The following is a 15,238-nucleotide window of genomic DNA, read 5'->3' on the forward strand; positions in this document are numbered from 1 at the left end:
AGGTTGTTGAAAGGTTAGCCGGTTAGAGTCGGCCCACGGACAGTTTCGACTGTCGCCGCTGCTGCCACACAGCGCAACGAAAAACGCCATGAAGCGTTTTCGACTCATAAGAACAATAACGGAGTACCCCAGCATGCCCTCCATGCGCACCAAGGCTGTAATGCCTGCTCGCTTTGCTCGATTCCACCGTTGCACCGTCGGCTTCTCGCCGCAGTCCTGTATCCCCTCCGTTGTTTCAGTCGTTGCGCGCGCGCCGCGAGAAAACTGCGCCTGCCGCTAGGCTTTCGCGTTGCCCTTTGGTCATTCGGTCCACCCATAACAACAACTCCTCTGGAGACTCAAATGAACGTATCACTGCGTAAAGTTGCTCTCGCCGCTGGCGCGATGCTGTTTGCCGGCCAACTCATGGCCGAGCCGAAACGTCCGGAATGCATCGCCCCCGCCTCCCCCGGCGGTGGTTTCGACCTGACCTGCAAACTGGTGCAGAGCGCACTGGTCAACCAGAAGCTGTTGAGCAAACCGATGCGCGTGACCTACATGCCCGGCGGCGTCGGCGCGGTGGCGTACAACGCAGTAGTGGCGCAACGTCCGGCGGATGCCGGCACGCTGGTGGCGTGGTCGAGCGGTTCGCTGTTGAACCTGGCCCAGGGCAAGTTCGGCCGCTTCGATGAAACCAACGTGCGCTGGCTCGCGGCCGTCGGCACCAGCTACGGCGCCATCGCAGTGAAAAGCGATTCGCCCTACAAGACCCTCGACGATCTCGTTCAAGCGTTGAAGAAAGATCCAGGCTCGGTGGTTATCGGCTCCGGCGGCACCGTCGGCAGCCAGGACTGGATGCAGACCGCACTGATCGCCAAGGCTGCCGGGATCAACCCGCGCGAGCTGCGTTACGTGGCACTCGAAGGCGGCGGTGAAATCGCCACGGCCCTGCTCGGCGGCCACATCCAGGTCGGCAGTACCGACATCTCCGACTCCATGCCGCACATCCAGAGCGGTGACATGCGTCTGCTCGCGGTGTTCTCGGACAAGCGTCTCGACGAACCGGAAATGAAGGACATCCCGACCGCTCGTGAGCAAGGCTACGACATCGTCTGGCCGGTGGTGCGCGGCTTCTACCTCGGGCCAAAAGTCAGCGACGAAGACTACGCCTGGTGGAAAGACGCGTTCGACAAACTGCTGGCTTCCGACGAGTTCGCCAAGCTGCGCGATCAGCGTGAGCTGTTCCCGTTCGCCATGACCGGCCCGGAACTGGACACCTACGTGAAGAAGCAGGTCGCCGACTACAAAGTGCTGGCCAAAGAGTTCGGCCTGATCCAGTGATCGTCTCTGTCTAGTGGCTGCGTCTCCTACGCGGGGACGCAGCACAGGAGCTCCCATGCTTATTCAACGCATTTTCGCCTCGGTGTTACTGCTGGTGTGTGCCGGCCTGGCACTGATGGCGTGGCCGTACCAAGCGGCTTTTTCCTATGAACCGGTCGGCCCGCGCGCCTTTCCGCTGCTGATGCTCGGCCTGATGGGGCTGGCGCTGCTGTACATGGTGTTTCGCCCGGCGCCGATCAAACACAACCCGGATGAGCCGCCGCTGGATCGCGAAACCCTGACCAAGATCGGTCTGTGCGTGGTGTTGCTGCTGGTGTTCGCCGGCACCTTCGAACCCCTTGGCTTCATCGTGGCCAGCATCATTACCGGCGTACCGATGGCCCGTCTCTATGGCGGCCGCTGGCTGCCGAGCGTGGTGATCATCAGCCTGATGGCGGTTGGTCTCTATCTGCTGTTCGATCGCTTGATGGATGTTCCGCTGCCCCTCGGCCTGCTCAGCGTCCTGGAGAACTGATATGGATACCCTTGGCTATTTGGGTCAGGGCTTCGGCGTCGCGCTGAGCCCGTACAACCTGGTGACCGCACTGTGCGGCACCCTGATCGGCACCGTCGTCGGCCTGTTGCCGGGCCTTGGTCCGATCAACGGCGTGGCGTTGCTGATTCCGATCGCGTTCGCGCTCGGCCTGCCGCCGGAGTCGGCGCTGATCCTGCTCGCGGCGGTGTATCTGGGCTGCGAATACGGCGGCCGGATCAGCTCGATCCTGCTGAACATTCCGGGTGAAGCCTCGACTGTAATGACCACCCTCGACGGCTACCCGATGGCCCGCAAAGGCATGGCCGGTGTCGCGCTGTCACTGTCGGCGTGGAGTTCGTTCATCGGCGCGTTCATCGCCACCTGCGGCATGGTCCTGTTTGCGCCGCTGCTGGCGAAATGGGCGATTGCCTTCGGACCGGCGGAATACTTCGTGTTGATGGTGTTCGCGATTGTCTGTCTCGGCGGCATGGCCGGTGATCGACCGTTGAAGACCTTTATTGCGGCGCTGATCGGCCTGTTCCTTTCCACCGTCGGCATCGACGCCAACAGTGGCGTGTACCGTTTCACCGGCGACAACATTCACCTGACCGACGGCATCCAGTTCGTCGTTCTGGTGCTGGGTCTGTTCTCGATCAGCGAAATCCTTCTGCTGCTGGAAAAGACTCACCACGGCCAGGAAGCGGTGAAAGCCACCGGCCGGATGATGTTCAACTTCAAGGAAGCGGCGTCGGTGTTCGTCGTCAACGTGCGCTGCGGCGTGCTCGGTTTCATCATGGGCGTGCTGCCCGGTGCCGGCGCAACGCTCGCCAGTGCCGTGGCCTACATGACCGAGAAGCGCATCGCTGGCACCAGCGGCAAATTCGGTGAAGGTGATCCCCGTGGTCTGGCCGCGCCAGAGACCGCGATCGGCGGCGCGGCGTGCGGCGCTCTCGTTCCGATGCTGACCCTCGGCGTTCCGGGTTCGGGCACCACTGCGGTGATGATCGGCGCGCTGTCGCTGTACAACATCACCCCGGGTCCACTGCTGTTCCAACAGCAACCGGACATCGTCTGGGGTCTGATCGCGTCGTTGTTCATCGCCAACGTGATGCTGGTGATCCTCAACATCCCGATGATCCGCGTATTCACCCGCATCCTCGCCGTGCCGAACTGGGCGCTGGTGCCGATCATCGCGATCATCACCGGGATCGGCGTTTACGCGGTGCACGCGACCACCTTCGATCTGTTCCTGATGATCGGTATCGGCATCTTCGGTTACATCCTGCGCAAGCTGGATTTCCCGCTGTCGCCGCTGCTGCTGGGCTTCATCCTCGGTGGCCTGATGGAGCAGAACCTGCGTCGCGCGCTGTCGATCTCCAATGGCGCGCTGGAGATTCTCTGGTCGAGTCCGATCACCTTCGGTTGCTGGATCCTCACCGCGATCATGCTGCTGATGCCGCTGATTCGCATCTGGCGTAAACGTTCGGCGGCACGGCGCGTCATTGCCGATGTTTGATCGCTTGTCCCTGAAAGCCTGGTGGGGCACCCCGCTGGTCGGTCTGCTTGGCGGTTTCATCGCCAGCCAGATCGGCTGGCCGCTTCCGTGGATGGTCGGCTCGTTGCTGGCGATCATCCTGGTGCGCTGCCTGACGCCGTGGCAACTGGCGGAAATCCCTGGCGGGCGCAAGTGCGGCCAGTGGATCGTCGGCATCGGCATCGGCCTGCACTTCACCCCGCTGGTGATGGAACAGGTGCTCAGTCATTTCGGTTTGATCTTCTTCGGTGCATTGGTCACCAGCCTTTCGGCGGTGGTCGGCGTGTGGCTGATGCGCCGCACCGGCGAGGATCGCGCCACGGCTTTTTTCTCAAGCATGCCCGGTGGTTCCGGGGAGATGGTCAACCTCGGCGCTCGTAACGGTGCACTGCTCAGCCATGTCGCGGCCGGGCAGAGTCTGCGGGTGTTGGTGGTGGTGTTGTGCGTGCCGGCGGCGTTCAAGTATCTGCTCGGCGACGGCACGCCGATTTCTCACGCCGGCAGTGTCGATTGGCGCTGGCTGGCGATTCTGTTTCCGGCGGGCGCCCTGCTCGCCTGGCTCTGGCAGCGTCTGCGCCAACCCAATCCATGGCTGTTCGGGCCGTTACTGGTCAGTGCGGCGGTCAGCATCACCTGGGATCTGCACATCGGTTTGCCCAATGGCGGCAGTCAGATCGGCCAATGGCTGATTGGCAGCGGTCTGGGCTGTCACTTCAATCGGCAGTTCTTCCGCCGCGCGCCGTCGTTCATGGGCCGGACGTTGATCGGCACGGCGCTGACCATGTTGATCGCGTCGCTGGCGGCGCTGGGCTTGAGTGCATTGACCCATCTGGATCTGCGTTCACTGACTCTGGGCATGATGCCGGGCGGGATTGCCGAAATGAGTCTGACGGCGGAGACCCTGCAATTGTCGGTGCCGCTGGTGACGGCGATGCAGGTGATGCGGCTGTTGTTTGTACTGTTTCTGGCGGAGCCGTTGTTCAAATACTGGAATCGTCATCCCGCCTAAGTCTGCGAGATCGGGTCGCTCTTTTCGCGAGCAGGCTCGCTCCCACAGGGGGGTTGTGGCTTGTACACAATTCCTGTGGGAGCGAGCCTGCTCGCGAAGGGGCCAAACCGGTCGACACATCAAATCGGTGGCAAGCGCCAGTCGATCGGCGTTTCGCCATTCTGTTCGAGAAACTTGTTGGTCCGGCTGAAATGCCCACAGCCCAAAAACCCGCGATAGGCCGACAACGGCGACGGATGCACCGAGGTCAGCACCAGGTGCTTGGTCGCGTCGATCAGCTTCTGCTTGCTCTGCGCATGGGCGCCCCAGAGCATGAACACCAGATGCGGCTGCCGCTCGCTGACCACCTCAATGATGCGGTCGGTGAAGTGTTGCCAGCCCTTGTCCTTGTGCGCGTTGGCGTTGGCGCGCTCAACCGTCATGGTGGTGTTGAGCAGCAGCACGCCCTGTTCGGCCCAGCTCTGCAGGTAGCCGTGGTTGGGAATGTCGATATTGAGGTCGCGTTTCAACTCTTTATAGATGTTGACCAGCGACGGCGGTGCCGGCACGCCCGGTTGCACCGAGAAACACAGACCGTGGGCCTGGCCCGGGCCGTGGTAAGGGTCCTGGCCGAGAATCACCACTTTCACCTTGTCCAGGGGCGTTGAGTTCAGTGCGTTGAAAATCATCGGTCCCGGCGGATAGATCTCCTTGCCGGCGGCCCGCTCCTGCTGCAGAAAGCTGCGCAACTCTGCCATGTAAGGCTGGTCGAACTCAGCACGCAGTGCCTCCTTCCAGCTCGGTTCGAGTTTGATACGGTCGTCAGCAGTCATGGTCATTTCCGGCAAAAACAATGGGGCGAACCCTAGGAAAGCCGACCACGCTTGTCAATTGATCTGACGCAGATCCGGCACTTTCCCCCATAGCGATCATACTGTTCGCTCAAATTCCCGATCGAGGTCACGATGAATCTGCACTTCGAAGAACTTACCGGCACCGACGGCGCCCGCATCGGCATCGCCAGCCTGGATGCCGAAAAATCGCTGAACGCGCTGTCCTTGCCGATGATCAACGCGCTCAGCGACAAATTGAACGCCTGGGCCAATGACCCGCAAATCGTCTGCGTGCTGCTGCGCGGTAACGGCAGCAAAGCTTTCTGCGCCGGTGGCGAGGTGCGCAGCCTGGTCGAAGCCTGCCGCGCTCACCCCGGCGAAGTCCCGCCGTTGGCCGCGCAGTTTTTCAGCGCGGAATATCGCCTCGATTACAGCCTGCATACCTATCCGAAGCCGCTGATCTGCTGGGGTCACGGTTATGTGCTCGGTGGTGGCATGGGCCTGTTGCAGGGCGCCAGCACGCGGATCGTCACGCCGAGCAGCCGTCTGGCGATGCCGGAAATCACCATTGGTCTGTATCCGGACGTCGGCGCCAGTTGGTTTCTCGCCCGATTGCCGGGCAGGCTCGGCTTGTTTCTCGGCCTGACCGGCGCGCACATCAACGGCCGTGATGCGCTGGATCTGGATCTGGCCGACCGCTTCCTGCTCGACGAACAGCAACCGCAATTGATCGAAGGCTTGCTGCAATTGAACTGGCAGGAACAGACCGCCATGCAGCTCAACAGCCTGCTCAAGGCTTTGCAGCAGGAAGCACTCGAACAAATGCCCGAAGCGCAGTGGCTGCCGCGTCGTCAGCAGATCGACGAACTGCTCGATGTCAGCGACGTTGCCTGTGCGTGGAGAGCCATCAGCCTGCACCGCGACAGCAGCGATCCGTTGATTGCCCGCGCGGCGAAAACCATGACCGAGGGCTCGCCGCTGACCGCGCATCTGGTCTGGGAACAGATCAGCCGCGCGCGGCACATGTCGCTGGCCGAAGTATTCCAGATGGAATACACCCTGAGCCTCAATTGCTGCCGCCATCCGGAATTCAGCGAAGGCGTGCGTGCGCGGTTGATCGACAAGGATCAGAAACCGCACTGGCACTGGCCGGATATCAGTAGCGTGCCGGATGCGGTGGTCGAGGCGCACTTTCATAAAGTCTGGGAGGGGCGGCATCCGTTAGCGGATCTGACCCAGTATTGAGGTGACGCGAGGCCCGCGATGGCGACTGGATTGCCATCGCGGGCCGGCTCAATCGGTCATCTTGTCAGACATTCAGTTCGTAGAACTCAATGATTTCCTTTATGGCCCGCTGCGCTTCATCGTCGCCCTTTATCAAAATTTCCTCGACATCTCTCAGTGGCGGAAGCGGGTGCAGACGTTCAGCAATTTGCCTTGCGCTGTAGTCTTGAATCGCTGGTCCTTCGCTGACTCTTATGAAGCCAATAGCGCTTTCACCTTCGGCAAAGTGCCCGGAAACCCGGATTTTCGGTGCCATGCCGTAGTCGACCACGATCACCAGATCATCGCGCTCACGGTGAAACTTCAAGTTGTCGATCGTCAGCCTGCGTTCGGAAAAATCGATCCCGTCCAGGCCGCCTCCGTTGTTGATGATCACGTCTCTGCCGAGGCCATCGTATCGGTAGATATCATTTCCCGCGCCGCCGGCCAGCGTGTCATTGCCCGGCCCACCCAGCAGCAGATCATCACCGAGGCTGCCCGTGAGCACGTCATCCCCGTGCATGCCTCGGATCTCCCCCGCGCCGCTTATCGTGTCGTTGCCGCGACCGCCCACGAGTGGCAGCGCTCGTCCGTCTCGCAAGGAAGTTGAACGGGTGGGATGGTTGACGATGACACCCGTATGAAAAGTCTCGGGCGCAGGGCCGAGCTGACTTGATTCCAGGAGCTGCTTCAAATTTTCGACCGACCCATCGGCGAACTTGACGAGCTCAATACCGGCGCCCTCAAGTTCACCGCTGTGGGGCCAGACGATGCGGACTTTCTGTGTCCCGCCCCATTGGATATCGAGTGTCGGATGAAGCATTTTCGCTCTCGGCGGGTTGCGGTAAGCCGCGCGATCCGGGTTGGGCTCCAGCTCGACATGGGTGGTCTCTATCAGCGCAGCACCCCAGCTCAATTGCAGTGCATCGCGCTGCGCGCCTGCGGGAAGGACAACCGTGTCCTGATCGATCAATCCGTACTCGTCTTTCCACCCCGCTACGCCAACTTCTGCTCGGTGGAAAACAGGGTTGAGCACGTCCGCAATCGTGGTTGTCGCCCCGGCATGCGCTTGCACGACGTAGGTGTCGGCGCCGTCTTCGCCGTAGAGCCAGTCATCACCCGAGCCGCTGAGCAGATAGTCGGCGCCCTCGGAGCCCAGCAAGGTATCGTCACCTGCCCCGGCGGATAAAAACACGCCCGGTGTTCTGTCGCCGACAGTGCCGTAGTCAAGTGGGGAGCCTGCATAAGCGACGATCAGATCGTCTCCCGCGCCGCCGTGGAAAACGTTTTCCACTTCGACGTTGACTCGCCCGCCGGCATTGTCGCCATGGACGATTTTGCCTTTGATCATCGTGCTTTCGACCTCCCAGCGGAATTGCTTGCGCACCGTTGCGGCCGAACAGAAGCTTGCCGCCGGATAGACGTACCAGCCTTCAAGCGCGCCGGATTCCTTTCGGTCTTCAACCAATACATCGCCCGTATTGAATGAAAACCCGTTGGCCGAACCGGATCGATAATAGCGAGGCGCCTGAGCAGAGGAAGGCATTGCTCCCTCGGCTCTCACCTGCTTATTTTCGATACGGATTGTGGTTGTCGACTGCCTTTCACTGACCACAGCGTGCCCTGCATCAGCCTTCATCCATGGCGGCGTTTCAGACAGTGTCCCCGCTTCGACGCTGCCATCGATCAGCTCGGTGTGAGTGGTGTAACCGGTGTCGCTGGTGGTGACATGACTGCGCACCCAGACGCCTTGCTCATTCAAGGTAAAACCTGTGGCGTGTCTGCGGGCGGAGCGTTTTGACTTGGTGTGCGCGAGGAACTCATCGGTCCAGTTGACCGTTTGAACAGACGCCACCGGGCCTTGCGCCGCAGCGGTGACATCGTCTGGCTTAACCGGATCCTCAACTTTGCTTTCAGGGGTTGCCGGGGCGGTGACAGGTTCCGGTACGGGTGGCTCGGACATCTCTATCGGTGGCAATGTTTTGCGCAGGACATCTGCGTAATCCAGTACCCCGCCGTCGCTGAAATTGAATGTGGAATCCTTCCACCGCTCGTGATTCTTGATGAGTATCGCGTCGCCCGTGCCATTGGCCAGTCGCAACACCGTGCCGACGGTAACTTCGATAACGTCGGCCTTCAGGCTTTGCGCGCAAAACCCTGCACCGAACCTGATGATGTTGCGGCCGCCGGCATCGGTGACGATATCCAGACCGTCGCCAGCGCCGAAATAGTAGATGTCAGCGCCATCCATGCCATCCAGCACGTCAGCACCGGGACCGCCATCAAACACGTTGTCGCCAGAATCGCCGCGAAGGTAGTCCGTCCCTTCCCCGCCCAGCAAGGTGTCGTTGCCAGCGCCTCCGAGCAGCGTGTCGTTGCCTGAGCCACCGTGCAGATAATCGGCATTCTGCTCGGCTTCAGCGCTGTTTTCGTAATCGCCGGCAAGGATGTCGTCACCCGCGCCGCCGTACAGCGTGTCCGCACCGAAGCCACCCTGTAACGTATCGTTTCCTTCTCCGCCCTGAAGAACGTCATTGTTGCTTCCGCCCGGTTGCAGGTCAGATACGTCGCCATCGAGGAAATCAGCCCCTGCGCCACCCGTCAGCGTATCCGCGCCACCCATGCCTCGCAGGGTGTCGTCCCCCGCGCCGCCATCGAGAAAGTCGTTGCCGTGATAGCGAACCGGATGCTCAGGGCTATCGCCGATCAGATCGTCATTGCCTTCGCCGCCGAAGAGCAAATCATCGCCACCGCCGCCCCAGAGCGTGTCATCACCGGAGCCACCGTCCAGCAGATCATCGCCAAAAAAATGCGCGGCATCGCCTTCGACGCCGTCCAGTACGCCGTCATCACCCTGCAAAATGTCGTTGCCAGGGCCGCCATACAAAGCGTCGCTGCCACCGTTACCGCCGAGTGAATCATCACCACTGCCGCCGTCCAGCACATCGTTGCCATGGTGTCTGCTGGGCAGGCCACCGCCCCAATCGAGGTTGTCACCAAGCATCACGTCGTTGCCGCTGCCACCGGCCAGGGTGTCGTTACCTTGATCGCCTTTGAGAAAATCGTCGTCAGCTCCGCCGTCAAGCAGGTCCTCTCCCCAGCCGCCGTCGATAAAATCCTTGCCACCCTGCCCGTACAGCACGTCGTCACCGCCCTCGGACGCACTGTTTATCGAGGCCTTTGAAAAGACCGTTCGGTGACTGGTGACACCACCAGCTATGGGGACGTCAGCGCGTTTGACCGCCCAACCTTGTTCCAGCGCACCGGTGGTTTCGTCTCCTGACAAGACATCGTCACCAGCACCGCCGATCAAGGTATCCCGGTCATTGCCACCGAGCAGAACGTCTCGCGATGCCGTACCGATAAGCAAATCGTCACCTTGCCCGCCGTCGAGCCAGTCTCCGCGATTTGCCTTGCCTTTGGCGTCACCGTCGGCCATGGCCTTTTCGATTGTCGTCTGCTTGTCGCCGAATAACCGATCGTCTCCAGCCTTGCCGAACAATCGATCAGAACCGCCCATGCCAAGAATGACGTCGTCTGCGGCGGAACCGTAAAGTACGTCGGCCTTGTTGCGCTGTTTGACCTTGGGCAGCAGCACCACGTTGCCCAGCTCATCAAAGGAGGGCTGATCGCCAGGGACGGTGGGATCAGCGTCTTTGGCTTTCCAGTCGCCCTGAAGCGTCAAATCCGCAGCAGTGAGCGGCTGCCCCTCATATTCAGGGAGGCGGATGCCAAGCATCCCGGGCTGGAAGTTTTTGATCACCACCAGATCGCCCTGGCCGTATTTGATGTTGAGGGTGTTTTCAACAAGCGCCAGGGTGATGGACCGATCCTCGGTAGACCAGATATTGCTCAGAGGCGCGCGGCGTTTGAGATGGGGAATCGGCGCGCCGTTGATCCACAGTTGCCCATCGGCGTTGGCATCAAGAATCTCGTCGATGCCATCGCCGCTGGCGAATTCATAACGGTCGTTGCCTTCGCCCCCGATCAAGGAGTCGTTCCCCTTTCCTCCGATCAGAACATCATCACCGGCCATCCCGTACAACACATCATTGCCGTCACCTCCGGTTAGCGAGTCATTGCCGAGACCACCTTCAATGACATCGTGACCGGCCATCCCATGGATCGAGTCATTGCCCACGCCGCCATACAGATGATCGGCATTTGCGCCGCCGGCGAAAGATCGCCCGCCGTCATCACCGAACAGGGCCAGCGGGTTCAACACACCGGTGGTCATCGGCGCCTGTTTGCCTGAGGCGAGATCGGAGTAGGAAAACTGCTGCAGCGAGTGTTCTCCAAACGAGGCTTGGGTTCGGGCAATCAACCGCGCCAGCATTTGCGCTCGATCCGCCAGCCACTGCGCGGTGATAAAACCTTCGCCAGTGTGCGGATCGTAAAGCTCGAGGTTGCGGTCGGGATAACCGTCGGCTCGCTCTATGACGACTTCACTCAGTTGCTGCAAAGAGTTGCGCAACGCCAGACCGAGCGGCGTCGCCTCGCCTGCCAGTTTTGCCCATGCATTGGCATTGCCGAACTCGCTTATTGTCCGGGTGACGATGCTTTGCGATTGCTCTGGGGAGAATGCCGAGAAGAAGGCGTAAGCATTGCTGGCGAAGGTTTCGTTGGTGGTGGGTGTGGCAGCAGAATCGCCGTCGTGAGTGCGCTTGAACATGTCGAGAAATTCGTTCTGGCCGTAGCGCAAGATCAGCTCGACCACGGCGGCAACAGGCGTGCCTTTGACTACATGCTGAATCAGCGGATTCACACTGCCACTGGCCAGCGCGATATTGATTTGCTCGGGTACGACCGAGAGCAGACTTTGCAGTGGATTGACGCCGAAATTACTGATCGCCGCTCGCAGGCCGACGCTATAGGCGTCGATGGCGAAGAGAATGTTTTTATAGTCGTCGAGCCGGTTGGCTTTTGCCTGGATGGGTGGGCCGTCATCTTCCCCGTTCGAATCACCGGCGGAGATCAACCGCCAGGTTTCATAGGGAGGCTTTCCACCTAACAAGCTGAAACCGACCGTTCCAGACCAGCCGGCGTTACGTTTCACGGCGGTGTCGTCCTCCCCGCAAACCTCCTTGAACAGGGCCTCGCCAATCGCGCTGGCGTCGATTTCAGCGATCTGGCTGATTGACGGAACCGTCCACGGCGCCAGTTGACCGCCAAGGGATCCGTTGATCAGGGTATTGATGAAGTTGACGGCAACCTGGTTGGATGAAAGCTGCATCAGGTCTTCACTGAAAATTGTATTCAGTCTCAGTTCACCCTGGCGGGAGGTGTAACCACGAATCAGGGCAGAGTAGGCACCGTTTCCACCGTTGGCATCAATGGCCACGGCAAGCCAGAGTCTGGCGCTTTTCAGCACTTCTCCGGCCTCTTTATCGGCAGTTACAACGTCAGAAACTTTCTCACCAATAATATCGAACAGCTTTTGGTACAGGGGGGCGCAGCTTGCCCCTGCTATTTTCAGCGCATCGTACTGAATTTGTTTTGAGCTCAGCCTCATTCCTTTGCAAATATTAGCCGCGTTGAAAATCTCTGATTTTTCCATATCGCTAAAAACATAACTCATTGTTACTTCCTTGTAATAACAGCCCGTGAAAGATAACCACTGAGATACTTGAGCATCTCAGGTGCTTCGCGTAATGACGCTAATCCGAGTTTTACGCCACCGTGCCCACCAGCGAAGTCGAAGTTATCCAGATTGATAGCGCAGAAGAAATTCAGTTTGCCGAAATCAAGATTTTCCAATTCAGTTCTGCTGAACCTTGCCAGTTTCTCGTCAGTCAGCTTTTCCTCCGAAGCCGGGCGAATCAAGCCGTCACAGTTGATCAACCGAGGGGTTCCATCTCGCCGCGGCCAGCCGGTAATGACAAACGTTCTAACCGAATCTTCATTCTTGAAATGCGGCGGAGGTGCATCGAGCCAAATCTCCAGCCCCGGATAATTCTTTAGTTTCACAATCAACTCATCCGGCCAGTTGACGTGCCGATAACCGCGCTCATGGGGTTCGGTGGTTTCTTTCCTGGTAAAAAGTCCGGCGTTCAATTTATAGAGCCGCCAACTTTTGGGGATCGACTCTGCGCGCTGATCCTGGTACCGGTGCAGCCCCGTCCCGGTCCACCAGAAAAGCCCCTTCAGAGCAATCGCCAGACACGCTTTCTTGTTCACCATTTCAGGCATGCCTACATAAAACTCAGGGACTAGCGTCTTATCTATATAGGCGCCGCCTAATATCGGCACTTGCTGCATGCTCGCCAGCTTGTTCTGGCAAGCTTTCTCGTTTGCCTGGTGAATAGCCGCCGACTCGGCAGTTTGTTCTTTGCGAATATAAAATTCCGCTACGCAGTAACAGACATAAAAGAACAATCCATACTTCAACAACCTTTTAAACCACTTGATCGCCTGCTTACGCGACTTCCTGGACATTTCAAACCTCCCGCTCAAACTGCGGAACGGTTGGTATGTCGCTATGCCCGGATATCGCGCTTGCAAAAACCTCAAAATATTGGCTCACGCCCGATTCCACACTGAACCGACCTGCCGTCAACTTCGCGGCGCTGGCAAGACCATCGTACTCACCTGCCGACTTCAAAACCTTGCATACACTTCTGGCAATTTCTTGATGGTCGAAGAAATCCACCAATATGCCATTCGCCCCCTCGACAATGACTTCCCTTACCGGAGCCGTATCCGACGCAACAACCACACAACCGGACGCCATCGCCTCCAGTAACGACCAGGACAAGACAAACGGATACGTCAAATAGACATGAACTTTCGAACACCGCAGAACCGCTCGATAAGTCTGGTAAGGAAGTTTCCCTGTGAAATGCACTCTGGAGTGATCGAAACTGACCTCCGCCTCCATCCTGCTGCGCCAATCCGGGTACCCGACCGGCTTACTCCCATAACTGACACCGTCACCGCCAACCACGATGATCTGCGCGTCGGGGCACTCGGCCTGAATAAGCGGGATAGCTCGCATGAAACTGTGAAAGCCGCGATAAGGCTCAAGGTTTCTGGCGACATAGGTAACGATCGGCTGTCCGGCTTTGACCTCGATTCCATTGGGCAATCTGACTGCCCCGACTTTCGCCAGGTCAGAATTTTGAATCACACCTTCGTGAATGACCCGAATCGCCGACCGGTAAGCGGCCGGAAACAGGCTGCGCTGCCACTGCGTAGGCGCGATTGCGATATCGCATTGTTGAAGATTCAACAGATGCAGCGAGTTGAGCACTCGCAGCCGTGACGACTCCCTTGCGGCTCGCCGGAATTCAGGGTCGAACCCGCAATCGGCGCCCTGCGCTCGATAGTAATACTCGCAATAGTGAATCAGCGGCGTATCGGCATAGACGTCCTTGGCAAACAGCGTCTCTCCCCATCCGGGATGAGCAAGAATCACGTCTGGCTGATAGCCCGAACGTTTCAGCCTGCCCAGGATTTCAAAAACCTTCTGCCCGTCGATCACCGCTTGTTCGTAGCGGATCAGATACGGGTGAATATTGCCGGGCGCTCGGCTGGTCGCTCGATATCGATGGATTTCCACACCGGCGACGCCCGGTGCAGTGTCCCGACCTATCGCCACAACCTCATCACCGCGCTCCAGCGCCGCCAGCACCACATGACGGAACTGACCCGGAAAATTTTGGTGAATAACCAGAAGCTTCATAGCGCTGAACGTCCATTTTTCGCCGCTATCGAGCTGAGGATTGCTCGCCTCGTTCGGCATCCACGAACGCTAACAAACGCCACGAAATGAAACTGTAGGACGCTTCCGGGAATCTCCTAGGAGATGGCCAACGGAACAACTTTTCGCCGGGCAAAAAAAAGCGGCGCTTGATGCGCCGCTTGTTCATTGCAGAGATTTACCAGCGGTTGCCACGGCCGTTGTAGTCACGGCGACCGCTGTGACGATCATAGTTGCCGCGACCGCGGTGGTCATTATCCCAACCGCCGCGACGGTGGCCGTCCCAGCGTCCGCGATCATTGCCGTGCCAGCGCCGGCTTTCGTAGTAACGCGGGGCCGGTTGGTAGTGCCGTGGCGCCTGGTAATAACGCGGTTGCTGGTAGTAACGCGGCGCTGGCTGGTAGTAGCGCGGCTGGGTGTAATAGGTGCCGCCGCTGCGGTAATAGGAGCCGCCACCGCTGTAATAGGCCGGTGCGGGTGATGTGTAGACCTCTGACCTGTAGTAGCTGTCTCCATAGGAATAAGGAACGCATCCGCCAAGGGAAAAAAGCATCACGGCAAGCAGTACGATTCGGCGATACATGGCGGCCTCCTGGACCGCGGGTTGGCCATACCAGCGACGCTGGCAGGCGACCGTCAGCAATTGCGTGACTGTCGAAGAATCAGACAGCGATTTCAGAATCTGGTGCGTTCCTGCAACAAGTTGAAACAAGTGATTATGAAATCTTGTTTATCCGCAAAATCCGCGACCCGTGAAGCGTAACCGCGCTGCATGACGGTGCAACCACGCACCACCACGATGCGCCGTCGCTCGCCCCGCTCACCTCGGCAATCCAGCAGATCCCCGCCGCAGAGGCCTCGGCCCGACTTGGCACGCCTCTCGCTTTAGCAAACCCGTGCAGGAGTCATCACAGGTTCGCGGCACCACAATTTGCAATGGCTGACTAGGGTTCCGGCTCGCAAGCGCGAGTGGCTGGTCCGAGAGTTGGCGACCTCCAGTTGAGGTTACACGGCGGGACAAAAGCCCGGGAGACAAGCCACCGTTCGCGGTGCCGCGTTGCCTTCCTGTCCGCCCTCGATCAACTGG

Annotated in this window: 10 protein-coding genes and 1 riboswitch; of the genes, 5 read left to right on the plus strand and 5 right to left on the minus strand. The window is 59.3% G+C overall.

Annotated elements, in window-relative coordinates; genetic code table 11:
- Positions 1-342 precede the first annotated feature (342 nt).
- Genes KVG87_RS21190 through KVG87_RS21205 form a run of 4 tightly spaced genes read left to right on the plus strand, consistent with a single transcriptional unit; the run spans position 343 to position 4,377 of the window.
- Positions 343-1,320, plus strand: a complete 978-nt coding sequence (locus KVG87_RS21190; RefSeq protein ID WP_016771275.1) for a Bug family tripartite tricarboxylate transporter substrate binding protein — start codon at positions 343-345, stop codon at positions 1,318-1,320.
- 55 nt (positions 1,321-1,375) lie between these two features.
- A complete protein-coding gene (locus tag KVG87_RS21195) occupies positions 1,376-1,834 on the plus strand; it encodes a tripartite tricarboxylate transporter TctB family protein (RefSeq protein ID WP_016771276.1) in 459 nt (152 codons plus the stop codon).
- Between the two features lies 1 nt (position 1,835).
- Positions 1,836-3,350, plus strand: a complete 1,515-nt coding sequence (locus KVG87_RS21200; RefSeq protein WP_016771277.1) for a tripartite tricarboxylate transporter permease — start codon at positions 1,836-1,838, stop codon at positions 3,348-3,350.
- Entirely contained in the window at positions 3,343-4,377 is a 1,035-nt protein-coding gene (locus tag KVG87_RS21205; RefSeq protein WP_056783516.1) for an AbrB family transcriptional regulator, read from the plus strand. Before KVG87_RS21200 ends, KVG87_RS21205 begins: the two co-directional genes overlap by 8 nt.
- A gap of 119 nt (positions 4,378-4,496) precedes the next feature.
- On the opposite strand, the gene ung is transcribed toward KVG87_RS21205, so the two are convergent.
- Positions 4,497-5,189, minus strand: a complete 693-nt coding sequence (gene ung / locus KVG87_RS21210; RefSeq protein WP_024011989.1) for a uracil-DNA glycosylase — start codon at positions 5,187-5,189, stop codon at positions 4,497-4,499.
- Positions 5,190-5,321: 132 nt separating this feature from the next.
- On the opposite strand from ung, the gene dspII reads away from it, so the two are divergent.
- Complete coding sequence (dspII, locus tag KVG87_RS21215; protein ID WP_217852413.1) at positions 5,322-6,434, plus strand: enoyl-CoA hydratase/isomerase DspII; 1,113 nt, start codon at positions 5,322-5,324, stop codon at positions 6,432-6,434.
- A gap of 64 nt (positions 6,435-6,498) precedes the next feature.
- Here the strand turns inward: dspII and KVG87_RS21220 are convergent, their stop codons facing one another.
- The 4 genes from KVG87_RS21220 to KVG87_RS21235 form a co-directional block, all read right to left on the minus strand.
- Complete coding sequence (locus KVG87_RS21220) at positions 6,499-12,030, minus strand: calcium-binding protein (RefSeq protein ID WP_217852415.1); 5,532 nt, start codon at positions 12,028-12,030, stop codon at positions 6,499-6,501.
- 2 nt (positions 12,031-12,032) lie between these two features.
- Positions 12,033-12,887 (minus strand): hypothetical protein, encoded by an 855-nt coding sequence (locus KVG87_RS21225; RefSeq protein ID WP_217852417.1) that lies wholly within the window; start codon positions 12,885-12,887, stop codon positions 12,033-12,035.
- 1 nt (position 12,888) lies between these two features.
- A complete protein-coding gene (locus KVG87_RS21230; protein ID WP_225930966.1) occupies positions 12,889-14,193 on the minus strand; it encodes a glycosyltransferase family 4 protein in 1,305 nt (434 codons plus the stop codon).
- A 136-nt stretch (positions 14,194-14,329) separates the two neighbouring features.
- Positions 14,330-14,734: a hypothetical protein gene (locus KVG87_RS21235; RefSeq protein WP_039760873.1), complete on the minus strand. Its 405-nt coding sequence runs from the start codon at positions 14,732-14,734 to the stop codon at positions 14,330-14,332.
- Between the two features lie 350 nt (positions 14,735-15,084).
- A riboswitch (guanidine-I (ykkC/yxkD leader) is annotated at positions 15,085-15,185 on the plus strand.
- Positions 15,186-15,238 lie beyond the last annotated feature (53 nt).

It is taken from the genome of Pseudomonas siliginis (assembly GCF_019145195.1).
Classification (GTDB): domain Bacteria; phylum Pseudomonadota; class Gammaproteobacteria; order Pseudomonadales; family Pseudomonadaceae; genus Aquipseudomonas; species Aquipseudomonas siliginis.

What these genes read in the sequence shown, in the direction of transcription:
- ung (WP_024011989.1), bottom strand. Translation starts at nt 5,189, where the DNA reads ATGACTGCTGACGACCGTATCAAACTCGAACCGAGCTGGAAGGAGGCA.
- KVG87_RS21235 (WP_039760873.1), bottom strand. Translation starts at nt 14,734, where the DNA reads ATGTATCGCCGAATCGTACTGCTTGCCGTGATGCTTTTTTCCCTTGGC.
- KVG87_RS21200 (WP_016771277.1), top strand. Translation starts at nt 1,836, where the DNA reads ATGGATACCCTTGGCTATTTGGGTCAGGGCTTCGGCGTCGCGCTGAGC.
- KVG87_RS21225 (WP_217852417.1), bottom strand. Translation starts at nt 12,887, where the DNA reads ATGTCCAGGAAGTCGCGTAAGCAGGCGATCAAGTGGTTTAAAAGGTTG.
- KVG87_RS21190 (WP_016771275.1), top strand. Translation starts at nt 343, where the DNA reads ATGAACGTATCACTGCGTAAAGTTGCTCTCGCCGCTGGCGCGATGCTG.
- dspII (WP_217852413.1), top strand. Translation starts at nt 5,322, where the DNA reads ATGAATCTGCACTTCGAAGAACTTACCGGCACCGACGGCGCCCGCATC.
- KVG87_RS21195 (WP_016771276.1), top strand. Translation starts at nt 1,376, where the DNA reads ATGCTTATTCAACGCATTTTCGCCTCGGTGTTACTGCTGGTGTGTGCC.
- KVG87_RS21230 (WP_225930966.1), bottom strand. Translation starts at nt 14,193, where the DNA reads ATGCCGAACGAGGCGAGCAATCCTCAGCTCGATAGCGGCGAAAAATGG.
- KVG87_RS21205 (WP_056783516.1), top strand. Translation starts at nt 3,343, where the DNA reads ATGTTTGATCGCTTGTCCCTGAAAGCCTGGTGGGGCACCCCGCTGGTC.
- KVG87_RS21220 (WP_217852415.1), bottom strand. Translation starts at nt 12,030, where the DNA reads ATGAGTTATGTTTTTAGCGATATGGAAAAATCAGAGATTTTCAACGCG.